Genomic DNA, 22,845 nt, shown 5'->3' on the forward strand with positions numbered 1-22,845 from the left:
GACACGCATTGTAGCGGAAGCCCGCCGCGGCTGCCGCAGCGCCGGAGATATGCGAAAGCCGGAAACGGCGACGGGGCCCTAAGGCCCCGTCGTCTCACGTCAAGCTCGGCTCAAGCCGTTGCCAACTCAATTGGCTTGATAGCGATGCAGTCGATGGCGGCGCTCGAACTCCTGCACGCGCTGGCGCGCGAACTCAATGGTCTGAGCGGTCATCACGCTGTGATTCTCGTCCTTCAGTTCACCGCCCAGATTGCGCACCAACACCATGGCGGTTTCCAGCATCGCCTCGAAGGCCGCCGCGGTATCGTTGGCCCCCGGAAGTGGCATCAGGAATGTCACGCCAGGTGTCACGATCTCCTGCATGCTGTCGAGATCGAAGACGCCGGGCTTGACCACGTTGACCATCGAGAACTGCAGCTCACTGTCGTCTGACTCGGTCTCGTAGCGATGGAAAATCCCCATCTCGCTGAAGCGCAAACCGCAGGCCAGCATCAGATTGAGCAGATCGGCACCATCGAAGCCCGCTTCCGTTCTCGCCAACACACTGATGACGATAATCTCCTCGGAATGCGCCAGGGTTTCCCTGGCCCGTGCCGCACTCACATGATGGCGCTTGGCACGTTCGACGGCGGGATGTTGAGTCACCACATCGCTGCGTGGTGCATCTTCGGCCTCTTCCATCGATGCAGAAGAATGGGAGGCCAATTCGGACTCGGCACGCAACGTCGTCCGAGAACGATCCTGCCCCTGGCTTCCATCCTTTTCGTCAGCCATCCGAGCACCGGCAACGGTAACATGGCTATCGTCAGGCGGTACCAGCGTCGTGATCTGCAAACGGTCAGGCGCCTCGGCATCGGCGACTTCCCGAGTGCCCAAATGAGGCTCTTCGTGTCGCTCCGGCGTTCTCGCGCGACTCTCTTCGGCTTCACGCCTGGCGTCTTCGCGCCTGTGACTCAGACGCTGAGCCGATTCACTGACACGCTTGGCACCGGCACGAACGGCACTCTTGACGTTGTGCTGCATATCGGCGAACGACGATCGCGCGCTCCGATCGAGTATGCTGCTCTGCAGCTTCTCTTCCGGAATCCGCTCCTGGCGCTTGGGCTCGGTGGGCCTGATCGGCTCCGAACCGTTGCCGCTGCGTTCGAACGTAGCCGGACGCAGGACACGAGCCCCTCCATTGGGCAATTCCCAGTTGACCTCGGCCTCGCGGGCCGCCTGTTCCGGATCCATCTCGGATCCATCGTCGGTTCCATTATCTCCAATCGCCCGATCTAGGCGTGGAACTCGACGTTGGCGCTGTAGGCGACGGAAGCCATCGATCACGATGGTCGCCACCAAAACCAGCCCCAGGATGATCAGCCACTCTCTTAGTTCCATGGGTCGTCTTGCCTGTTCGCGGTGCCACTATGCTGGAAGAGGACAACATGCATTAGGCATGTCGGCACTAGCATAGCGTGATTTGTCAAAAATGGGCTACTTTTTTTCTTTGTCAAGCAAAGTTTTGCCCATCAGCAATCACCCTTCAATTCCATCCGATGTCTAACATCCTATTACGTCGTTAGCCGGTTTGGCTATTTTTGCCAACTTCAGGACGCCTCTGCCATCGACGCTGCCTCATCCACACCCACGGATACCAGACGCGAGACGCCGGGTTCCTGCATCGTGACACCCATCAATCTCTCGGCAGCTTCCATCGCAATTTTGTTATGGGTGATGAAGATGAACTGTACGCTCTCGGACATTTCCTTGACCAGTTTCGCGTAACGCCCCACGTTCGCATCGTCGAGCGGCGCATCGACCTCGTCGAGCATGCAAAAAGGCGCCGGATTGAGCTGGAAGATGGCAAACACCAACGACAGCGCCGTCAGTGCTTTTTCTCCCCCGGACAGCAAATGAATGGTGCTGTTTTTCTTGCCCGGTGGGCGCGCCATGATCGCCACCCCCGTCTCCAGCAAATCCTCCCCCGTGAGGGTCAACCATGCGGCCCCGCCACCGAAGACTCTGGGAAAAAGTGCCATCAGGCCACGATTCACTTCCTCGAAAGTCTGCTTGAAACGGGTCCTTGTCTCCTGGTCGATACGCTTGATCGCGCGCTCCAGCGTCTCGATCGCCTCACTCAACTCGGCGTGTTGGGCCTCGAGATAGTCGCGCCGCTCGGCCTGCTGCTCGTACTCCTCGATCGCCGCCAGATTGATGGCACCGAGACGCCGGATGCGCTCGCCGGTCTCTTCCAGGCGGTTCTGCCAGGCCGATTCCGTGGCATTGGAATCGAGATTCTCCTGCAGTTCCTGCTCATCCTGCTGCTGCTCCGCTAGCGTCTCTCGCTGGGCATCCGCCTTGAGCGTCAGGGCCTGGACCTGCATCCGCGCTTCCTGCAGCCGCTGGCGGAGCCCTTCGAGATTGCGCTCGTGCTGCTGACGATCGATCTCGGTCTGGCGTAGCGCCTCGCCAATCTGGCTGGCCCGCTCCCGACATCGGTCGAGGGTGGCCTCCTGCTGCGATCGCGTTTCGAGCAACCGTTCCAGGCGTTCACGCTGATCCTCGCCGGGTTCATGGAGCGTCTCCTGCTGCTCGCGCAGCAACTCGCAGCGTTCGTCGAGGCGGGCAAGCTGACCGCGGCTGCGCTCGATCTGCTGCTGAAGCTCGCCGCGCTGCGCCTCGAGGCGCTGGCGTTCGAGCGCCAGCTGCTGCTGGGTCTGACGCGTCTGCTGCTGTTGCTGACGAAGCTCCCCCAGACGCGCCTGGCTCTGCTCGCGGGCCGTCTGCAGCGTTTCGCGCTCGGCGCCGTTGGCTTCGACCCGGTCGAGCGCCTGCTGCCAACGCTCCCGCGCGGCTTCGAGCTCCAGCCGCTGTGTCGCGTGGCGGTCCTGGCTCTGCGCCTGCTCGGCGTCGAACTCCCGCAGCCGTGAAGCGACATGCTCGAGCCGGCTTTCGAGCGCTGCCAGCCGGGTCGACCGGGATTGACGCTGACCGGCGAGTTCCCGCTCTTCGTGGCGCAGCGCCTCCAGCGCCGCCTCGCAGCTATCGATCTCGGACTGCCAATGGAGGATCTGCGAATCCCGCTCGACCAGCGTGGCGTCGAGCGCGGCGAGCTCTTCGACCAGCGCGTCGCGGCGTTGCCGCTGCAGCAACACGCTATCCGCGTTGGCGTCGTCACGACCGAGCCGCCGCGCCCAGCCGCGCCCCAGCCACAGACCGTCCCGGGTGATCACGCTGTGACCCGCGGGAAGATCGGCCGCCATCTGCCACGCGGCCGTCGCGTCGTCGGCGCAGTGAATCGCCGCCAGCAGCGTCGACAGCGCGCCGGCCCCCTTGACCCGGGCTCCCAGCGATTCGGCAGGCGCGCTCTCCGCGGCCTGGAGCGACACCACCGGCAGCTCCCCGCTCGTCAACGAGGCCATCGGCTCGCGGGCCAGTTCCGGCTCGGCCAGGCGCGCCTTCAGCCAGGGCCCGAGCACCCAGGCGACGGTACGCTCCCAACCGGACGTGACTTCCAGGCTCTCGGCGACGCGTGGCGCACTGCCCAGCGGATGATCGGCGAGGTGTTCGGCCAGGCTGGCGTCGTCATCGTTGAGTGCCGCCTCGATCAGCGCCTCGAGCGACGCCACTTCGCCCTGGCAGCGATGCTGGCGCTCGCGCTCTCCATCCCTGGCTACCAGCGCTTCGGCCTGGGCTTCGCGAGCGCGTTCGCGGGATCGCTGGCGCTCCTCGCGGCGAATCTCCAGCGTCTGCTGCCGCTCGTCCAGTACGGCCAGGGCTTCCTGCAGCGAGGCTTTCTCCTCGTCGAGATCGCCGATGTCCGGCAGTTCCGATCGCTGCTGTCGGCGGCGCTCCAGCTCGCGGGTCAGCTCCTCGAGCTGACGTTCGAGTCGCTGAATCGTCTCCTGTTCGCGCTCGGCCCGGTGACGGGCGTCACGATCCTGCTCGCTGAACGCCTCCCACCGCTGCTGACACTCCTGTGCCGAAGCCTCGGCCTCCTCGAGCTGCGCCTCCAGCGTCAGCAACGCCTCATCGGCCATCTCGATCTCGGGGAGCAGCGTTTCGAGTCGGGTATCCCACTCGCCGCGACGCTCCTCGTCCTGTTCGATCAGTTGCGCCATGGCGTCCCGCTCCCGCTGCGCACTCTCCAGATCACCGGAGAGCTGCTGCTGCCGCTGCCGGGCGTGCTCGAGAGACTGCTCCAGCCGGGCGATGTCGGCGCCGGTCTGGTAGAACGCGGCCTGGTGCGATTCCAGCTCGGCGGCCACGGCGTCGTGGGTCTCCCGGCCCTCCGCCAGCCGCGTCTCGCACTGGCGCTGCCCGAGAATCTCGCGCTCGACCTGGATCTCGTAGTCGCGAACGCGAGCTTCTTCCTCGCGCTGTTGGCTGCGCAATGCACGCTCGCGCAGCACCGCCAGCTCGCCGCGAAGACGATGCTCTTCCTCCTTGAGCGAACGATAGCGCTTGGCCGCTTCAGCCTGACGCTTGAGCCGTTCGAGCTGCTTGTCGAGCTCCTCGCGAATGTCGTCGAGCCGTTCGAGGTTTTCCTGGGTGCGCCGTAGCCGATTTTCGGTCTCCCGTCGGCGTTCCTTGTACTTCGAGATTCCCGCCGCCTCTTCCAGCGTGTTGCGCAGCTCTTCTGGACGGGCTTCGACAAGCCGGGAGATCATGCCTTGGCCGATGATCGCGTAGGAGCGCGGCCCGAGGCCGGTCCCCAGGAAGATGTCGGCGATATCGCGGCGGCGACATTTCTGACCATTGAGGAAGTAGCTGGACTGCGCCTCGCGGGTCACCAGGCGCTTGACCGCGATCTCGTTGTATCCGGCGTAGGCGCCGCCAAGTTCGCCATCGCGATTGTCGAAGATCAGTTCGATGGAGGCCTGACCGATGGGGGAACGGCCGGTGGATCCATTGAAGATGACATCGGTCATCGATTCACCGCGCAGGGTCTTGGCGGAGGATTCGCCCATCACCCAGCGCACGGCATCGATAACGTTGGATTTACCGCAGCCGTTGGGTCCGACGATGGCGGTCATGTTGCTGTCGAACGGCACGGTGACCGGATCGACGAACGACTTGAAGCCGGCCAGCTTGATGGACTTGAGGCGCATGCAGGGAAGAAAGCTCCGGAAACCGAGATGGCAGCAGCGGATCGTCGCGGATGGCGACCCGACACCGGTTTCGGCAGAGCCTAAGGCACCGCGTGATCGATATCCAGCCTCAATGTCGCCGAATCGGCTACCTCGACGTCGAGGTCGACCCCGTTGTCTCTCGTGTCGCGGCCAGCCGCTGCTGGGCGACGGCAATCACCTTGCGCAGTGCCTGGCCGGACTGGGCATCCTGATAACCGGCCATGGCGCGTCGCCAGTAGTCGATCGCCTGCTGGTAACGAGCGTGATCGAAGGCATCGATTCCCAGCATGCCGAGCACCGTCGGCTGGCGCGGATCGAGCTTCAGCGTCTCGTCGACCAGCGCCTGGACCTCATCGGTCAGCGTGCGGTGGGCGGCGAAGAACTTCATCTGCGCCAACTGGGCGAGCAGCGACGGCTGGCGCCCCTGCAGTTCGATCAGCCGCTCCAGCGTACCGATCGCCTTGTCGAACCGACCGCTGTCGCGGTAGAGCGGGAACAGCTCGGCCCACGCCTTTGGATTGTCGGCCTGGCGCCGGGCCTCGGCTTCCAGTCCGGCGAGGCGCGTTTCCGGCGGCGCGTGGGTCAGCGATTGAATGACCTGATAGAGCGCTAGGTCGCGGCGACCGCCGGTCTGATCGTAGAACACGAGCGTGCCGACGATCACCAGAACGGCCACTATCGGCAGCAGCCAGCGACCGGCCTGAACGCGGCACAGTGGCCGCCGACCGGCGCTGCCGGCATCTTCCAGCAGCCGCCGGTCGAGTTCCAGACGGTCCTCGGCGAAGCGCTCCCTATCGATCTCGCCCTCCGCCAGCGCCGCTTCCAGCGCAGCCAACCGTTGACGATAGATCGCCACGTTCTCGGCATTGTTACGGTCGTCGGCCTCGAACGTCATCATCGCATCCCGCACGCCGGCGGCGCGACGTAGCGGCAACCACAGCAGCCACATGCTCAGCAGCAGCAACGCGACTATACCTATCCATAGGGGGATCATGGGGCCTCCCCGTCATTGCGGCGGGCTTGTGAGCCGGCGTCATGACGCGACGTCAGTGCCTCGAGCCGGCGTCTCTCGTGTTCATCCAAGCCGTCAATGCCCGATTCGCGATCCTCCAGACGGCGCCGGCGCAAGACGAAGGCGGCCACCACGCAGGCGCCGATCACCACCAAACCGAAGGGCAAGCCCCACAGCAGCCAGGTGCGCGTATCCAGCCGGGGATCGTAGAGCGCATAATCGCCGAAGCGACTGACCATGGCGTTCTCGATCTGTCGATCGCTCTGACCATCGCGCAGCAGCGCGGCAACGCGCGCTCGCATGTCCGCGGCGATCGGCGAGTTCGAGGCGCCGATCGATTCGTTCTGACACTTGGGGCAACGCAACCGCGAGGTCAGATCCTCGTAGCGCTGTATCAAGGCGGGGTCGTCGAAATCCTGTACTTCGATGGCCGCGAGAGCCGCGGCGCCCGACAGGACAACGATCGGCAGCAGGCAGATCAGCATCAGCCAGCGTGTCATTGCTGCCATTTCTTCACCTCGGGAAGGATCACGTCGTCGACATCCTGCGGTGTGATATAGCCGGTGTGGTGATAGCGGATGACGCCGTCGGCGTCGACCAGGAAGCTCTCCGGCGCGCCGTAGACCCCAAGATCGAAGCCGAGCGTACCGTCCGGATCGAACAACGAGACTTCGAACGGGTTACCGAACTCATCGAGAAACCGTCGCCCGTTTTCGCGCGTATCCTTGTAGTCGACACCGACCAGACGCACGCCGTGATCGGCCAACGCCAGCAGTTGCGGCATCTCCTGCTTGCAGGTCGGGCACCACTCGCCCCAGACGTTGACCAGGGTCACCTGGCCTTCGAGCAGGGAACGGTCCAGCATGCGGCTCGGATCCCCCAGCGTGGTCAAACTGAAGGCCGGGAAGTCCCGGGCCAGCAGCGCCGAGTCCCGCGCGGCGGGATCCTTTGCCAGTCCACGATAGAGAAACACCACTAGCACGGCGAACAGCAGCAATGGGATCAACAGCAGCAGACGACGCTTCACGAGGTGACCTCCGTCGGACTCGGCGGTACCAGGCGGGACGGCATCGGCTCATGCGTCTGCAACGCCGCGGAGCGCCTGGGTGCTCGGCGATAACGGCGGTCGATGACGGCGAGAATACCGCCAGCCGCCATCATCAACGCACCCAGCCACAGCCAGCGCACGAAGGGTTTGAGCTGGATGCGCAGCGACCAGTCGCCATTGTCGAGCTTCTCGCCCAGCGCCACGTAGAGGTCGCCGAACAGCCCCGGACGCAGCGCGACATCGCTCAGCGGCATGCCGCTGGCGACGTAGAAGCGCTTCTCGGGCTGCATCGTGAAACTCGACCGTCCGGGCCGAGTCACCTCGATGGTGGCGGTATCCGCGGTGTAGTTGGGGCCGCGTCGCTCCCGCAAGCCGGTCATCGCGAACTGATAGCCTCCCACATCGACACTTCCCCCTGGCGCCAGGCGCACGTTCCGCTCGACGTTGTAGTGCGACACCATCGCCACGCCGACAATGGTCACCGCCAGCCCCAGATGCCCCAGCACCATGCCCCAGTAGGCGAGCGTCAGCTTCCTAAAGCCTGCCAAGCGAGTACGCCCTTTTCGGGCCTTGTCGGATCGTCCGTGGCGGGTTTTATCAAAAACATCGCGGACCAATGACAACACCAGCCACAGCGCCAGCAGCCATCCCAGCGTGACGCCAAGACTGAAGCTGCCGCCATAGAAGAGCGGCAAGACCGCAGCGGTAACCACAGCGACGATGGCCGAAACCGCTAGGCGTCGGGCGAGCTCCCTGCCCGGCATGCGCTTCCAGCGTGCCAGCGGCCCCAGCCCCATGAACAGGCACAGCAGCGCCGTCAACGGCACGAACAGCGCATTGAAATACGGCGGCCCCACGCTGATCTTGCCCAGCCCCAGTCCATCCAGCAGCAGCGGATAGATCGTGCCGAGCAGCACGGTGACGGTCATCACCACCAGCAGAATGTTGTTGATCAGCAGAAGCGAATCCCGCGACAGCCAGCCGAAGCCCGCAAGCGACTGCACCTTGGGCGCGCGCAACGCGAAGATCGCCAGCGAGAGGCCCACGGTGACGCCGAGCAGAACCAGGATGAAAGTGCCACGAGACGGGTCGTTGGCGAAAGCGTGGACCGACGTCAACACGCCCGAACGCACCAGGAAGGTGCCCAGCAGCGACAGCGAGAAGGTGAAGATCGCCAGCAGCACCGTCCAATTCTTGAACGTGCCGCGCTTTTCGGTCACCGCCAGTGAGTGGATCAACGCCGTGCCGGCCAGCCACGGCAGCAGCGAAGCGTTCTCCACCGGGTCCCAGAACCACCAGCCACCCCAGCCCAGCTCGTAATAGGCCCACCAACTGCCCAGCGCGATCCCCACGGTGAGAAAGGCCCAGGCCACGTTGGTCCACGGCCGTGCCCAGCGCGTCCAGGCCGAGTCGAGTCTACCGCCCAGCAACGCCGCCATGGCGAAAGCAAATACCACCGAGAAACCGACATAGCCCATGTAGAGCATCGGCGGATGCACGATCAGACCGAAATCCTGCAGCAGCGGATTGAGATCGGCGCCGTCTGCCGGCACATCGGGCAACAGGCGCTCGAACGGGTTGGAGGTCAGCAGAATGAACAGCAGAAAGCCGCTGCTGATCCAGCCCATCACCCCGAGCACGCGGGCCAGCATGTCTCGCGGCAAATGCCGGGAGAAGACGCTGACGGCGAAGCTCCAGCCGCTCAAGATCAGCACCCACAGCAGCACCGAGCCCTCGTGACTGCCCCATACCGCGCTCAGCTTGTAGTACCACGGCAGCAGCGAGTTGGAGTTGTTGGCGACGTAGGCGACACTGAAATCATCCAGCGCGAAGCTCGCGGTCAGGCTGAGATACGAGAGGATCAGAAAGGTGAACTGCCCCCATGCCATGGGCTGGGCGAACGCCATCCACAGCGGGCGCCGGGTGGCAGCCCCCCACAGCGGGACAACCGCCTGCAGCACGGCCATGGCAAACGCCAGGATCAGCGCGAAATGTCCCAGTTCGGGAAAAATTCGAATCAACATGGTGTCACTCGCAACGTTCGACGAGGCAGCCTCTTCAAGAAGATGGCACGCTGCCGTCGGGCAGATTGCCGGTAGCTTTCAGCGCCTCGGCGACCTCGGGCGGCATGTAGGTTTCATCGTGCTTGGCAAGCACCTGCTGGGCGATGAACTCACCGTCTTCGTCGAGCTGGCCGATCACCACTACACCCTGTCCTTCGCGGAACAGGTCGGGAAGGATGTCGTCGTAGCGGACCTCGACGTCCTTGGCGAAGTCGGTGACCACGAACGTGACCTCGAGCGAGTCGCTGTTGCGGTCGACGCTGTCTTTCTTGACCACCCCGCCGATGCGCATCGTGCGCCCGTGCGGCGCTTCTCCCGCGGCGATCTGCGACGGCGTGAAGAACAGGTTGATGTTGGCGCGCAGCGCGTAGAGCGTCAGTCCGACGGCAACCGCGACCAGCGCCACCAGGCCAATCACGATGATCAGGCGGCGTTTGCGTTTGGCTCTCATGAGGTGCGAGTCTCACGCCGCTGGCGCCGCTTCAGCCGTTGCAGTAGCTGGCGCCGCTCGAATCGCGCCCATAGCGTAAAGCCGGCAATGATCAGCACCGCCAACCCCCAGGCCGGCCAAACGTATTTAGCATAACCGCCCATGGTCAGGAAGGCGGCAAGTGAATCGAAAGCCATGTCACGGTTCCGTTTATTGCTGTCAGCCGATCTGTTACAGGACCTGTCATCAGGCGTTGTCACCGACTCTTGTTACCGGTCTTTTTCTACGAACGACCTTTGCCGGTTTTTAATCTGTCGATTGATCGGATTTCCTCCATCGGCCGCTTTGACGATCAACCGGCCAGTTCCTGCACCCAGCGAGCACGCGATTCACGGCGGATCAGCTCGTTGCGTAGCCGGAAAAGTGTCAGTGCGATAAAGAAGCAGTAGAATCCCAGTACCATCAGCAGCAGCGGCATCCACATGCTGGCAGGCATGGCGGGCCGCTCGGTCAGGTTGAAGGTGGCCGGTTGGTGCAGCGTGTTCCACCACACCACCGAATACTTGATGATCGGAATGTTGACCACACCGACCAGTGTCAATACCGCTACCGCCTTGGCGCCCTGGTCGCTGCCGCCGAAAGCGCCGCGCAAGGCGATCACGCCGATGTAGAGAAACAACTGGATCAGCATCGAGGTCAGCCGCGCATCCCAGGTCCACCAGGTGCCCCAGGTCGGCACGCCCCATAGCGAGCCGCTGAACAACCCCAGCAATGTCATCGCCGCGCCGAACGGCGCCATCACGCTCGCCGCCATGTCGGCCACTTTGATTTTCCATATCAGGAAAACCGCCGATGCCAGGGCCATCGCGACGAAGACGCTCTGGGCGAGAATCGCCGCGGGCACATGAACGTAGATAATGCGGTAGCTGTCGCCCATCTGATAGTCGGGAGGCGAGATCGCCAGCGACCAGAACGACCCGATGGGCAGCAGGAGTAGCGCCGCTATCCAGAATATCGGCTGCAACCGACCGCAGATCGCATAGCTCCATTTCGGGGAGCCAAGTTTGTGCCAGAAAGTCCACATGCCGTTATCTCGCCACTCCTTATCTAAGGGATCGCTGTGGTCCGGGCGATGTCGTCAACCGTTCAGGCTGATTCGCAAGGCTGCCGCGACCGCGAACGGGGCCGCCGCCAGGGCGATCGCCGCCAACGCACCCGACAGCGCCAGCGCCGGCCCTGCAATACCGCCTTCGATCGCCGCCTGAACGGCACCGGCACCGAAGATCAGCACTGGAATGTAAAGCGGCAGCACCAGTAGCGAGAGCAGAACGCCGCCGCGCGGCAAGCCCACCGTCAACGCGGCGCCGATCGCGCCGATCAGGCTCAGGGTCGCCGTGCCCAGCGCCAGTGACAGCATCAGCACCAGATACCCCGTGGCCGGCAGCGACAGCATCACACCCAGTAGCGGCACGCACAGTGCGAGAGGCACGCCTGTCAGCAGCCAGTGGGCGGTTATCTTGGCCAGGCACAGCAGCGGCAACGGTCGGGGCGACAGCGACATCTGCTCGAGACTGCCATCGGCAAAATCGCTTCGAAACAGTGTATCCAGAGACAGCAGCATCGCCAGCAGCGCGGCGACCCAAAGTAATCCTGGCGCGATATCCGCCAGCAGGTCGGGGCGAGGCGAAATTCCCAGCGGGAACAGCATCACCACTAGGGCCAGGAACATCAGCGGGTTGAGCAGATCGCTCCCGCGCCGTCGCGCTATTGCCAACTCACGCCGAAACTGGGCAAGAAAACCATTCCAGAGTCCGGCGTCTCGTGCCGGAGATTCGGCCGACGCCAAGCGCACTCGATTCATGGCATCTCTCCCAGCACCAGCGAGTCTACACGATCGTTAGCCTGAAAAGCATGATGCGTCGTCATCACGACGGTGCCTCCCCCCCAGGCATGATCAAGGAGCCGACATTCCAGCCAGGCCACGCCATCCCGGTCGATGGCGGTGAACGGTTCGTCGAGAATCCACAGCGGTCTGGGGATCAGCTCGAGCCGCGCCAGGGCAATACGGCGTTGCTGGCCAGCAGAGAGCTGGCGTGCCGGAAGATCCTCGAACCCTGCCAGCCCGACGGCATCGAGCGCTGCCTCGATGGCATCGGGTCTCGCCTTGACGCCCGCCATGGCGGCAGACCAGGCCAGATTTTCCTGGGCGGAAAGTGCCCCGGACACGCCCGGCCTGTGGCCGAGATAGAGCAGCCGATCCAGAAAATGCTCGCGCACCGAGGCCAGTGACCGCCCATGCCATTCGACGCGCCCCTCGGAAGCTTGCAACTGGCCGGTCAGGAGCTTCAGCAGCGTTGTCTTGCCGCTGCCGTTGCCCCCCTCGATACGCAGGATGTCGCCATCCTCGACCCGCAGCTCCAGCGACCGGAACAGCCATCGATCGTCTCGCTCGCTGGCGAGCTGGCTGGCTTGTAACGAGACATCGACTCCCATGCGGTCCTCAAGAACGGGCAGATGACGCCGGCGACGCCGGCCCAGAGCTGGCGCCACTCTACACCCAAGATCCAAGCCGTCGCCACACCGCGACGCCGTGTGATACCCGGGAGGTGACCAAGTGGAAGTATCGACTTGCCGCTGCCGCTTGCCTTGCTATGATGGCGATACCACCTCGGGAGAAGACGATGACAAACGCCGCACCGAGTTATCTCCAGCGCCAGCCGAATCTGCCGCTGATCGACGGCAACTGGGAACCCATCGACGCGACCGACCTGGTCGAGATACCGCTACTTGGCCAGGTCGCCGCCGGGCTGCCAATGGAAGCCTGCCTCGACAACGCCACCGTTCACGTTCCGGCCAGACTGGTCCGTCGCAACACCTACGCGCTGCGCGTGCGTGGCGACTCGATGATCGACAGCAACATCTTCGATGGCGACGTCATCATCATCGAGCGCTACGAGTCGGCGGAAAACGGCGAGACCGCCGTGGTGTTGATCAACAACCACGAAGTGACGCTGAAGAAGCTGTTCATCGAGAAATCCGGCGTTCGCCTGCAACCTGCCAACGACAGCATGCCGCCGATCTATCTGAAGAACGAGGACGTACAGGTACTGGGGCTGGTCATGGGCGTGATGCGCAATCCCCCCCAGGCGGCTTGATGCACTACCCCATTCCCGACCTCCCCCCCGATGGACGGCATGTCAAAACGTTCGAGATCGAAAAGAGCCGATTTATCTGCTGGCTCTGCCACGCCCCCGACAACGCCGCCTTCGACGCGCTGCTGCAGGAAGCACGCCTCACCTACCCGGATGCCAGCCACCACTGCTCCGCGTTCATCGCCGGCGCACCTGGCGAACAGGTCGCGATCGGCTTCTCCGACGACGGCGAACCGGGGGGCACCGCCGGCCGGCCCATGTTCCAGGCGCTGGAAGGCAGTGGCATGGGACAGATCGGCGCCGTGGTGACACGCTACTTCGGCGGCACCAAGCTGGGCACCGGCGGTCTGGTTCGCGCCTACACCCAGTCCGTCCTCAAAGCGCTCGACACGCTGCCCAGGCGCCCTTTCACCGAACGCCGTGCGGTAGCGATCCAGGTCGCTTTTAGCAACGAGGCGGAAACCCGCCGCTGGCTGGCCGACCACGATATTCCCATTGCCAGCGCCGACTACGACAGCCAGGGCGCACGTCTGGTGGCGCAGTGGCCCGACGATGGCAGCGTCTCGCTGACGGCACTGGAGCAGCGCCTCAAGGGCGCGCTCGTGCGCCTCTGAGACGAACGGCCTTTGCCCTCGCCCAGTATTCCCTGCGTCTAGTCTCTCTCTTCCACGCTCGTTCGATCCTCCTGGCAGGCCCCCCGCGCCACCTCGTGAGAGAGGCGGATATGCTCCTCGAGTAACGCCCGAGCCGCCGGGACATCGCGAGCCATGGCCAGATCCACCAGTTGGCCGTGTTGGACGTTGAGCCTCGCCCGGATCGTATCGTTGGCTGGCGCCATACGGCGATAGCGGTCGAACTGGTCGTGCAACTGCTCGATGAAGCGCAGCAGCCACGCCGAACCGCAGGGTTCGAGCAAGTGGCGATGGAACTGGAGGTGCATCTGCTCCCAGTGCTCCAGCTTCCCGGGAGTCTCGTCAGCCCGCTTGAGGCGGTGGAACGCCGCCAGCAGGCCGGCTTCCCATTCGTCGCCGCCCTCCTGGAGCGCCTGCGCCAACGCCAATCCTTCGAGACGCCGTCGCAGATCGGCGATGTCGTCGAGTTCGGCACGCTTCAGCGCGGGGACCCGAAAGCCACGTTGATTCTCCTGCTCCAGCAGACCATAGGCCGCCAGACGATTCAGTGCCTCTCGCAGTGGACTCAAGCCCACCCTGTAACGCTGCCTGAGCGCGGTGATCGCCAGCTTCTGCCCCGCGGCAAAACGACCGTCGATCAAATCGCGCTTCAGCGCTGCGTACAGCTGGCTCGCCGTCATGTTGGCGGTGGCGACTTCAGCTTCCATAAAGACTGACCTTCTGATCCAGTGGCGGAATCTCACTATCGCACCGACTCCGAGCATATCGCCAATGGGGGGCTTGACCTGCACGAGAATACGACGCCATAGTAAAAAATCGATTTTTTACATCATAAACGATTAACATCCATTTACCGTAGACCTTCGGCATCCAACGAACCGCCTTACAATAATCCGAGTATCGCCATGTCTCTCGCGTTCGACCACAACAACCCCTTCCCTTCCCGCCGCAGCGCCACCTACGCCAACCGCGGCATGGTGGCGGCCTCGCAACCCCAGGCCAGTCAGGCCGGGCGGGACATTCTCGCCCAGGGCGGCAACGCGGTCGACGCCGCTATCGCGACGGCAGCCGTGTTGACCGTGGTCGAGCCCAGTGGCAACGGCATCGGCGGCGACGCCTTTGCGCTGGTGTGGCTGGCCGAGGGCCGCGACGGTGGCGGCAAGCTCCATGGCCTCAATGCCAGCGGGCATGCCCCCCAGCGGCTGACCCCCGAGGCGGTCAAGGCGGCAGGCCATGGCGAGATGCCCCTGCACGGCTGGACGCCGGTCACGGTTCCCGGCATCCCCGCCGCCTGGGCGGAACTGTCGAGACAGCACGGCAAACTGGATTTCGCCACCCTGCTGGCACCGGCAATCCGTATCGCCCGGGAAGGCTTTCCCATCTCTCCGGTCATCAGCCAACTCTGGCAGCGTGCCGAGATCGAGTTTCGCGCCAAGGCGGACGATCCCGTCATCGCCCCATGGCTCGACGCCTTCGCGCCCAACGGGCATGCGCCCCGCCCGGGCGAACTCCATCGTAACGAGGCCCAGGCAAGAACCCTGGAAGCGCTGGCGGAGAGTCGCTGCGAGAGCTTCTACCGCGGCGAACTGGCACAGAAGATCGATGCCTTCTCTCAGGCGACGGGCGGCTATCTGCGCGCCGACGACCTGGCCGACTATGCGCCGGAGTGGGTCGACCCGATCTCGGTCAACTATCGCGGCTTCGATGTCTGGGAGATCCCGCCCAACGGCCAGGGCATGGTAGCGCTGATGGCGCTGCGGATGATGGAAGGGTTCGACGTCACGGTGCGCGACGATCCGCAACTGCTTCATCGCCAGTTGGAAGCGATGAAACTCGCCTACACCGACGGTCATCATCACATCACCCAGGCCGAGCACATGCGCACCAGCGTCGCCTCGCTGTTGAGCGACGAGTACGCCGACACCCGTCGCCACCTGATCGGCGAACGGGCCATCGACCCCGAACCCGGCCAGCCGCAGGCCGGCGGCACGGTCTACCTGGCCACGGCCGACAACGACGGCAACATGGTCTCCTACATCCAGAGCAACTATCACGGCTTCGGTTCCGGCGTGGTGGTGCCGGACACCGGTATCTCGCTGCAGAATCGTGGCCACGGCTTCAGCCTGGATGCCGATCACGTCAACGTGCTGGCGCCCGGCAAGCGAACCTTCCACACCATCATCCCCGGTTTCCTGACCCGGGGCGCCATCGGGCTCGGTCCGTTTGGCGTGATGGGTGGCTTCATGCAGCCCCAGGGACACATGCAGGTGGTGATGAACCTGGTCGATTTCGGCCTCAACCCGCAGGCGGCGCTGGACGCGCCGCGCTGGCAGTGGATGGGCGGACGCCGGATCGGCATCGAGCCCGGCTATCCGATGCACCTGATCCGCGCGATGTCCGAGCGCGGTCACCAGATGACGGTTGCCGTGGACACCACGGCCTACGGTCGCGGCCAGGTCATCCTCCGCGATCCCGTCAGCGGCATCTACTGCGGAGGCACCGAACCGCGGACCGACTCCAGCATCGCGGTGCTCTGAGCCATGCCCTCATCTTTGACGACTCAGCGTCGCCTGTTCATGGCTTTTCTGCGTATCGGTCTGCTCGGCTTCGGCGGCGGCCCCTCGATGATTCCGCTGGTTCGTGCCGAAGCGGTCACGCGCTATCAGTGGATGAACGATGAGGAGTTCGGCGACGTGCTGGCCATCGGCAATACGCTGCCCGGCCCCATCGCCACCAAGATGGCCGGTACCATCGGCTACCGGGTCGGCGGCGTACTGGGCTGTATCAATGCCGTCGTCGCCGTCATCGTGCCGTGTATCGTGGCGATGATGGTGCTCCTGGGGCTGTTTACCCGCTATCGCGACCAGCGCTGGATACAGGGCATGAGCGAGGGCGTCGTCCCGGTGGTGATGGTGATGATGGCCCAACTGACATGGGACTTCTTTCAGAAATCCCGCGTCGTGCTCGGCTGGATCGCGACCCTGATCATGGGCGTGATCGCCGGCGGCCTGATCTACGGGCTCGGCATCCATCCGGGCCTGGTGATCGGCGCGATCCTCGTCGCCGCCCTGCTGCGACCGGAGCGGCGGCGCGAGCGCAGCGAGGAGGCCAAGCCATGATCTACTGGGATCTGTTTCTGGCATTCTTCATTCCCAACATCGTCGGCTACGGCGGTGGACCGGCGATCATTCCCCTGGTCGAGAACGAAGTCGTCGGCCGCTACGGCTGGATGAGCTCCCAGCAGTTCGCCGAGACGCTGGCGCTGGGCAACACCCTACCCAGCCCGATCGCCACCAAGATGGCCGGCTATATCGGCTATGACATCGCCGGGATCGGCGGCAGCCTGGTGGCAACCTTCGCCACCGTCGCCCCTTCACTGATTCTGATGCTGGTAGCGCTGGGAACGCTGTATCGCTATCGGGATTCGATCAAGGTCAAGTCGATGAGTCAGTGGGTCAGGCCGGTGATCATGGTGCTGATGGGCTATCTCACCTGGTCGTTTCTCGGCGAGGGCGTCCATGATGCCGGCTGGATCCACACCGCCATCATCGCCGCGATCTCCGTCGTCATGCTGTGGCGACTCAAGCTCCACCCGGTATGGGCCGTCGTCGTCGGGCTGGTCTATGGCGGATTTCTACTCGGCTGAGCGGCGGGAACAGGGCATCGCTTGGCGAGGCAATGGCCCCCCCTGAGAAAGGCAAGGATCCGGAACAACAAGAGCAACAGACACGACGTCAAAACCAACAGACCAACAAGGACAACTCATGTTCTACGACGGACTTCACCAGATGGCCCGGGGCAAACTGGGCCGAGCGCTTTCATCCAGCGGCGTGATCGCCTCCCTGACCCTGGGCCTGGCCGCCGGCGGCCTGGCAGTCAGTCAGGCCGTGCAAGCCGACGACTACCCCGACCACGCCATCGAATTCATCGTGCCCTGGTCGCCGGGTGGCGGTAGCGACGCCTTGATGCGCATCATCTCCAACGCTGCCCAGGAGACCTTCGGAGAGCCGATGCCGGTGATCAACATGCCCGGCGTCAGCGGCACCATCGGCCTCAAGGAACTGGCGCAGAAAGACCCCGACGGTTACACCGTGGGCCAGATTCACGAGGGCCTGATGGCCGCCAACGCCACCGGACTGACGACGCTCAACTGGGACGATTTCCAGCCGATCGCCTCGCTGGCCTCGTCGCCGCAATATCTCGTGGTCAACGCCGACAGTGACTGGAAGACGTTCGAGGAGTTCGCCGAGTACGCCAAGGCCCATCCCGGCGAGATTCGTGTCGGCGCCACCCTCGGCGGCATTCCCCATGTCCATGCAGCGATGATCGAAGACGCTATCGGCGCCCAGTTCCGATACGTCGGTTTCGAGGGAACCGGCGCGCGCATTCGTTCGCTGGTGGGTGGCCATATCGATGCCTCGATCGGCGATATCTCCTCGAGCCTGGAATTCGTCAAGAACGGCGACCTGCGGTTTCTCGCCGTCGGCAGCAAGGAGCGTCTCAAGCAGACGCCCGACGTACCCACCTTCAAGGAGCTCGGTTACGACAACCTCAACCTGAGCATCAACCGCGGCATCGTCGCGCCCAAGGGGATCGATCCGGCCAAGGTGGAAACATTGGCCCAGGGGTTCGAAACCATGTCCCAGAATCCGGAGTTCATCTCTCGGGTCAACAAGGCAGGCGCCGAGGTCGAATTCATGGGGCCGCAGGCTTACGCCGACTACCTGGCTGACGTCGACGGAACGATCAAGCGCCTTTCCGGCAAGTTGGCACGATGAACGACGCGACCGATACGGCCTCCCCCCCCGGGCGGGAGGCCAGCAGCGAGCGTGGCAAGGCGCTCGCCAACGTCATCTTCAATGCCGTGCTGGCGGCGCTCTTCGTCGGCCTGTTCGTGCAGGCCGGAGACCTGCCGTCGTCGATGTGGGAACCGCTGGGTGCCGGATCGTTCCCCCGGTTGATCCTCGGCGCCCTGGTGATCTTCAACCTGGCGATCGTGGTCCAGTCGGCGATGGCACTGCGCCAGACCGACCAGGAGACGAGCGTGGGAGCTGGCCGCTGGTTCGCGCAGCGGCGCCTGGCCTTCGCCACGCTGGCGGCCTTCTGCGTCTATGCGCTACTCATGCCGTGGCTCGGCTTCGCGCTGGCGTCCCTGCTCTTCCTGCTGGCCGTCCAGGTCATCCTGGGCGCACGCCGCGGTCGCCGGCTGCTGATCGCGTGCCTGGTTGCGGCGGTCTTCGGCCTCGGGCTCTATGCGCTGTTCAGCCATGTGTTCCTGATTTCGCTACCCCCGGGCCGCCTGTGGTAGCGGTAAACGGTAGCCCGAAGACCCACTCCGGAAAGATCGACAGCCCCATGCCAACAAGTCCAATGGGCCAAGAGAGTTCTCCATGCCGATGACCGATGCGCTGCTCTCCAGCGTCGAACAACTGTTTTCGCTGGCGACGCTCGTCAGCATGATGATTGGCGTCATGGCAGGTGTCGTGGCCGCCGCCATTCCCGGCTTCACGATCACCATGGCGATCGTGCTGACCCTGCCGGTCACCTTCACCATGCCGCCGCTGCAGGGCGTCGCCACGATGCTCGCGGTCTATGTCGGCGGTGGCTCGGGCGGGCTGATCAGTGCCGCACTGCTGGGCATTCCCGGTACGCCCTCCGCGGTAGCGACGACGTTCGACGCCTACCCAATGGCGCGCAAGGGCGAGCCCGGCCGGGCGCTGGCACTGGGGATCTGGGCGTCGTTCTTTGGCGCGCTGATCAGCGCCGTGGTACTAATCATCGCCGCGCCGCCACTGGCGATGATCGCCGTCAAGCTCGGTCCCTGGGAGTACTTCTCGCTGATCCTGTTCGCCGTCACGGTGGTGGCGAGCCTGGTCGGCAAGTCGATCCTCAAGGGATTGATGATGAGCCTGCTGGGGCTGTTCGTCGCCACGGTGGGACAGGATCCGATGATGGGCGTACCGCGCTTCACCTTCGGTGTCGACGTGCTGGCGGCCGGCATTCCATTCCTGGTGGTACTGATCGGCATCTTCGCGGTCAGCCAGCTCGCCAGCGAGGTCGAGAACCCGACGGCACTCCAGCGCGGGGAATCGCTGGTCAGCGGCAAGCTGCATTTCCGGCCGCTGGCCGTGATGCGCGAGGTGCTGAGCCGACCGGGCAACCTGCTGCGCTCGTCGATGCTGGGTGTGGTCATCGGCGCGGTACCCGGCGCCGGGGGCAGCATCGCCAACCTGATCGCCTACGACCAGGCCAAACGCGCCTCGAAGACCCCGGAACGTTTCGGCACCGGCATCGCCGACGGCGTGGTCGCCTCGGAGTCCGGCAATTCCGCCACCGCCGGCGGCGGGCTGATACCGATGATTGCGCTGGGCATCCCCGGCAGCGCCGTCGACGCCGTGCTGATGGCGGCGTTGATGGTACAGGGCGTCAGTGTCGGCCCCCGCCTGATCATGGACAGTGCGGATCTGGTCTATGGCATGTTCCTGGCGATGTTCCTGGCCGCCGGCATGGTGCTGGCCTTCTGTCTGATCAGCATGCGCTGGTTCCTGCGGATCACCGAGATCCCCAAGTCGATCATCGTGCCGGTGGTACTGGTCTGCTGTGCCGTTGGCGCCCTGGCGCTCAACAACCGCATCACCGACCTCTACCTGCTGATCGGCGTTGGCCTGGTCGGTTATCTGCTGGCGAAGCTCGACTATCCGCTGGCGCCGCTGGTACTGGGCGTCATCCTCGGGCCGATTGCCGAGACCAACCTGCGTCGCGCACTGATGGCCGACGAGGACTGGACGCTGTTCTTCACCCGACCGATTTCGGCCGGGCTGCTGATCCTGGCCGTACTCTCTGTGGTATTTACCGTTCGGCGCCTCCTCCAGCAGCGGAAGATTGCCCGGACCTGAATTCCCGCGCGGCCGTTTCGCCCCGCCCTCACCGGGGCATGGCATACCGCCACGATTGTGCTAGTTTAGCGCCCGCCAGATCCTTGGAGGCCGCATGGCACGACACCACTTTTCCGTACCCACCAACGCCTCCCCACGCGGGCGCCTCGGTCTGGCGCCCATGGAGGGTGTCATCGATGCCGACACTCGCGCCCTGCTGAGCGAGGATGGCGCGCTGGACTGGTGCGTCACCGAGTTCGTGCGTGTCGTCGATGCCAGATTGCCGCCTCGGGTATTCCTGCGCCACTGTCCCGAGCTAGCATCGGCGGGTAGCGCCGGGCCGCTCACACCGTCCGCCACCCCGGTCACGTTGCAATTGCTGGGTTCCGACCCCCGGGCCCTGGCGGCCAACGCCGCACAGGCGATCGACCAGGGGGCCACGCGTCTCGATCTCAACTTCGGCTGTCCGGCCAAAACCGTCAACCGCCATGACGGCGGTGCCTCGCTGCTAAGGGCGCCGGAGCGCGTGTACGCCGTGGTCGACGCGGTGGCCGGAGTGGGCCAACGGCATGGTGCTTCGGTCAACGCCAAGCTGCGGCTCGGCTTCGACGACAAGCAGTTGGCGCTGGCCTGCGCGCAAGCGGCCGAGGCCGGCGGCGCTGGGGAGCTGGTGGTTCACGCCCGTACCCGGCGCGAGGGCTATCGACCGCCCGCCCACTGGGAATGGATCGCCCGGATCCGCGCCGAGGTCAGTGTGCCGGTGGTGGCCAACGGCGATATCTGGTCGCTCGAGGATTACTGGAAGGCACGCACGCTGTCAGGCTGCCGTGACGTCATGCTGGGGCGGGGCATGCTGGCAGACCCGTGGCTGGCGCGGCGCATCCGCCACTGGCTGGAAACCGGCGGCGAACGACTGGCGCCGACGCCGTGGCCGGCTCGCAGCGCCCTGCTGATCCGCTATGCCGAAGCCAAACGCGGCGCGGGAATGCCGGAGAAGGTCATCGTGTCACTGCTGAAACAGTGGCTCAACATCATGCGGGGTCGGGACCCCGGGGCAGCGGCACGCTTCATGGCATTGCGACGGGAAACCGCGCTGGCACCCTTTGTTGCCGGATTGAGCGATCTCGGGTCGAAGTCGGACTCGGTCAACTCAGGTCCGTCGGCTCGCGCCTCTTCGACGATGGCGACCTAGAACGACGGCCTACAAGCAAAAACCCCCATGCCAGAGGCACGGGGGTTTTCGACAGTATGGCGCGCCCGGGAGGATTCGAACCTCCGACCCCCTGATTCGTAGTCAGGTACTCTATCCAGCTGAGCTACGGGCGCTGAAACTTGGCAATGCTTGGTGCGCCCGCTAAGGATTCACCTACCGAGAACACTCTCACCATTGCTTCATAGAAGCTAAGAGCTATCTCTTTAACCAAATAGCCAGAATTCCCTTGCACTGTATTGGCTACGGTGCGAATTCTGGCCGACTCTCAGCGGACTGTCAAGGGCAATCCTTCCCAATCTGACACTCGACCTCCTTCGCCACAGCCATGCTTCATCTCTGATTCAGCAATTGCCGCAGCGTCTCAGTCTTGGGATGCACGTACTCCAGGGTACTACGTATGTCACTGTGAGCCAGTATCTGTTGCGTCAAGTGCAGATTGCGCTCAGGGTCTTCCATCAAATCGGTGCCAAGCGTGTGCCGGAACCGATGAGGCGTCACTCTCGCCCCACATACTTCAGACAAACGATCAAAGAAGTGGGAAACCTGGCTCTTGTTCATAACCTTTCGTCGGTGCCGGTGGCTGTACCGATTCACATTGAAAAGCTGCTCGTTTGCTCCTATACCAGTGCGGAACGCCTGCGACATCAAGCAACTCAAAAGCGGGTGCAGCCGATCTGGAATAGGCAATATGAACTCGGCGTGATTTTTAGCCCCCTCCGCCGAACCCACCAGCACACAACGCTTCAAATCCACGTGTTGCGCCTGAATATTAAGAAGTTGATTCAGTCTAATCCCTGTAAAATAAAAGGTTTCAACGACCACCTCCCAAAACCAGGCTGGGTGAAGCGATGAAGGTTTCCTAGAAGCCTCCTCATATATACGACAATTATTCAACTCTCTCCGTGCCAGCCCAACAACATCCGGGTGCAAAATCTTTTTGGGTTTCCGTGGTTCTCGCACCCGAACCCCCTTAAACGGATTGGCATCACAGGCTCCCAGCAGCCGACGCTCGAGACCGAAGTTATAAAGTGCCGATAGATGACGAGCATAGTTATTCCAACTTGTCTCGGCTACGCCATTGGGGTTGGCAGGTGAACGAATGATATTGTTTCGCCACTTTACCACATCATATTGTGTTACCATGCTAGGAAGCATCTCGCATCCGAATTGGTTTCGAAGCACGGCGGTCTCAAGTTCCAAGCGCAACGCTAGTGGACACGATTGCCCTGCCCAGCAACAGAGCGCTGCAGGACTTCCGTAAAAACCTCAAGGGGTGGCCGCCAACCCAGCGTTTGACGAGGGCGTT

At 63.7% G+C, this 22,845-nt stretch carries 22 protein-coding genes and 1 tRNA gene; 9 read left to right on the forward strand and 14 right to left on the reverse strand.

The window, feature by feature from the left end:
* Positions 1–126: 126 nt before the first annotated feature.
* The 11 genes from zipA to ccmA all read right to left on the reverse strand — a co-directional run bounded on the left by zipA (position 127) and on the right by ccmA (position 12,160).
* The gene (gene zipA / locus F0A16_RS19300) at positions 127–1,380 is read right to left on the reverse strand and encodes a cell division protein ZipA (RefSeq protein WP_149437296.1); all 1,254 of its coding nucleotides are present in this window, start codon (positions 1,378–1,380) and stop codon (positions 127–129) included.
* Positions 1,381–1,589: 209 nt separating this feature from the next.
* Complete coding sequence (gene smc / locus F0A16_RS19305; RefSeq protein ID WP_149437298.1) at positions 1,590–5,093, reverse strand: chromosome segregation protein SMC; 3,504 nt, start codon at positions 5,091–5,093, stop codon at positions 1,590–1,592.
* Positions 5,094–5,220: 127 nt separating this feature from the next.
* Positions 5,221–6,108, reverse strand: a complete 888-nt coding sequence (gene ccmI, locus F0A16_RS19310) for a c-type cytochrome biogenesis protein CcmI (protein ID WP_149437300.1) — start codon at positions 6,106–6,108, stop codon at positions 5,221–5,223.
* Positions 6,105–6,635: a cytochrome c-type biogenesis protein gene (locus F0A16_RS19315; protein WP_239023895.1), complete on the reverse strand. Its 531-nt coding sequence runs from the start codon at positions 6,633–6,635 to the stop codon at positions 6,105–6,107. Before F0A16_RS19315 ends, ccmI begins: the two co-directional genes overlap by 4 nt.
* Positions 6,623–7,153: a DsbE family thiol:disulfide interchange protein gene (locus F0A16_RS19320; RefSeq protein WP_149437302.1), complete on the reverse strand. Its 531-nt coding sequence runs from the start codon at positions 7,151–7,153 to the stop codon at positions 6,623–6,625. The genes F0A16_RS19315 and F0A16_RS19320 overlap by 13 nt, the downstream gene beginning before the upstream one ends.
* Positions 7,150–9,198, reverse strand: a complete 2,049-nt coding sequence (locus F0A16_RS19325; RefSeq protein ID WP_149437304.1) for a heme lyase CcmF/NrfE family subunit — start codon at positions 9,196–9,198, stop codon at positions 7,150–7,152. The genes F0A16_RS19320 and F0A16_RS19325 overlap by 4 nt, the downstream gene beginning before the upstream one ends.
* 34 nt (positions 9,199–9,232) lie before the next feature.
* The gene (ccmE, locus tag F0A16_RS19330; protein ID WP_149437307.1) at positions 9,233–9,688 is read right to left on the reverse strand and encodes a cytochrome c maturation protein CcmE; all 456 of its coding nucleotides are present in this window, start codon (positions 9,686–9,688) and stop codon (positions 9,233–9,235) included.
* Positions 9,685–9,864 carry a heme exporter protein CcmD gene (ccmD, locus tag F0A16_RS19335; protein WP_149437309.1) on the reverse strand — a complete coding sequence of 60 codons (180 nt, stop codon included), beginning with the start codon at positions 9,862–9,864 and terminating at the stop codon, positions 9,685–9,687. The genes ccmE and ccmD overlap by 4 nt, the downstream gene beginning before the upstream one ends.
* Positions 9,865–10,019: 155 nt before the next feature.
* Positions 10,020–10,751, reverse strand: a complete 732-nt coding sequence (locus F0A16_RS19340) for a heme ABC transporter permease (protein WP_149437311.1) — start codon at positions 10,749–10,751, stop codon at positions 10,020–10,022.
* A gap of 54 nt (positions 10,752–10,805) precedes the next feature.
* Positions 10,806–11,528: a heme exporter protein CcmB gene (gene ccmB, locus F0A16_RS19345; protein ID WP_149437313.1), complete on the reverse strand. Its 723-nt coding sequence runs from the start codon at positions 11,526–11,528 to the stop codon at positions 10,806–10,808.
* Positions 11,525–12,160: a cytochrome c biogenesis heme-transporting ATPase CcmA gene (ccmA, locus tag F0A16_RS19350; RefSeq protein WP_149437315.1), complete on the reverse strand. Its 636-nt coding sequence runs from the start codon at positions 12,158–12,160 to the stop codon at positions 11,525–11,527. Before ccmA ends, ccmB begins: the two co-directional genes overlap by 4 nt.
* A 188-nt stretch (positions 12,161–12,348) precedes the next feature.
* Here ccmA and F0A16_RS19355 point away from each other — a divergent pair, with 188 nt between their 5' ends.
* A complete protein-coding gene (locus F0A16_RS19355) occupies positions 12,349–12,822 on the forward strand; it encodes a LexA family protein (protein ID WP_149437317.1) in 474 nt (157 codons plus the stop codon).
* Positions 12,822–13,433, forward strand: coding sequence for an IMPACT family protein (locus tag F0A16_RS19360; protein WP_149437319.1), 612 nt, complete (start codon positions 12,822–12,824; stop codon positions 13,431–13,433). Before F0A16_RS19355 ends, F0A16_RS19360 begins: the two co-directional genes overlap by 1 nt.
* A 38-nt stretch (positions 13,434–13,471) precedes the next feature.
* On the opposite strand, the gene F0A16_RS19365 is transcribed toward F0A16_RS19360, so the two are convergent.
* Positions 13,472–14,158, reverse strand: coding sequence for a GntR family transcriptional regulator (locus F0A16_RS19365; protein ID WP_149437321.1), 687 nt, complete (start codon positions 14,156–14,158; stop codon positions 13,472–13,474).
* Positions 14,159–14,356: 198 nt separating this feature from the next.
* Here F0A16_RS19365 and F0A16_RS19370 point away from each other — a divergent pair, with 198 nt between their 5' ends.
* From F0A16_RS19370 to F0A16_RS19400, 7 genes are all read left to right on the forward strand, one after another.
* Positions 14,357–15,988, forward strand: a complete 1,632-nt coding sequence (locus F0A16_RS19370) for a gamma-glutamyltransferase family protein (RefSeq protein ID WP_149437323.1) — start codon at positions 14,357–14,359, stop codon at positions 15,986–15,988.
* 3 nt (positions 15,989–15,991) lie between these two features.
* Complete coding sequence (locus tag F0A16_RS19375; RefSeq protein WP_149437324.1) at positions 15,992–16,570, forward strand: chromate transporter; 579 nt, start codon at positions 15,992–15,994, stop codon at positions 16,568–16,570.
* Positions 16,567–17,097, forward strand: a complete 531-nt coding sequence (locus F0A16_RS19380) for a chromate transporter (protein ID WP_149437326.1) — start codon at positions 16,567–16,569, stop codon at positions 17,095–17,097. The genes F0A16_RS19375 and F0A16_RS19380 overlap by 4 nt, the downstream gene beginning before the upstream one ends.
* Positions 17,098–17,215: 118 nt before the next feature.
* On the forward strand, positions 17,216–18,229 hold the full coding sequence (locus F0A16_RS19385; RefSeq protein WP_223119833.1) for a Bug family tripartite tricarboxylate transporter substrate binding protein: 1,014 nt from the start codon (positions 17,216–17,218) through the stop codon (positions 18,227–18,229).
* The gene (locus F0A16_RS19390; protein WP_149437328.1) at positions 18,226–18,759 is read left to right on the forward strand and encodes a tripartite tricarboxylate transporter TctB family protein; all 534 of its coding nucleotides are present in this window, start codon (positions 18,226–18,228) and stop codon (positions 18,757–18,759) included. The genes F0A16_RS19385 and F0A16_RS19390 overlap by 4 nt, the downstream gene beginning before the upstream one ends.
* An 82-nt stretch (positions 18,760–18,841) precedes the next feature.
* Positions 18,842–20,347: a tripartite tricarboxylate transporter permease gene (locus F0A16_RS19395; protein ID WP_239023896.1), complete on the forward strand. Its 1,506-nt coding sequence runs from the start codon at positions 18,842–18,844 to the stop codon at positions 20,345–20,347.
* Positions 20,348–20,507: 160 nt separating this feature from the next.
* Positions 20,508–21,518 (forward strand): tRNA dihydrouridine synthase, encoded by a 1,011-nt coding sequence (locus F0A16_RS19400; protein ID WP_149437352.1) that lies wholly within the window; start codon positions 20,508–20,510, stop codon positions 21,516–21,518.
* A 57-nt stretch (positions 21,519–21,575) separates the two neighbouring features.
* On the opposite strand, the gene F0A16_RS19405 is transcribed toward F0A16_RS19400, so the two are convergent.
* Positions 21,576–21,652: transfer RNA gene (locus F0A16_RS19405), tRNA-Arg, on the reverse strand.
* A 217-nt stretch (positions 21,653–21,869) separates the two neighbouring features.
* Positions 21,870–22,694, reverse strand: a complete 825-nt coding sequence (locus tag F0A16_RS22310) for a tyrosine-type recombinase/integrase (RefSeq protein ID WP_420853087.1) — start codon at positions 22,692–22,694, stop codon at positions 21,870–21,872.
* Positions 22,695–22,845 lie beyond the last annotated feature (151 nt).

Origin of the sequence: Salinicola corii, from assembly GCF_008298015.1 — a bacterium.
Taxonomy (GTDB): Bacteria; Pseudomonadota; Gammaproteobacteria; order Pseudomonadales; family Halomonadaceae; genus Salinicola; species Salinicola corii.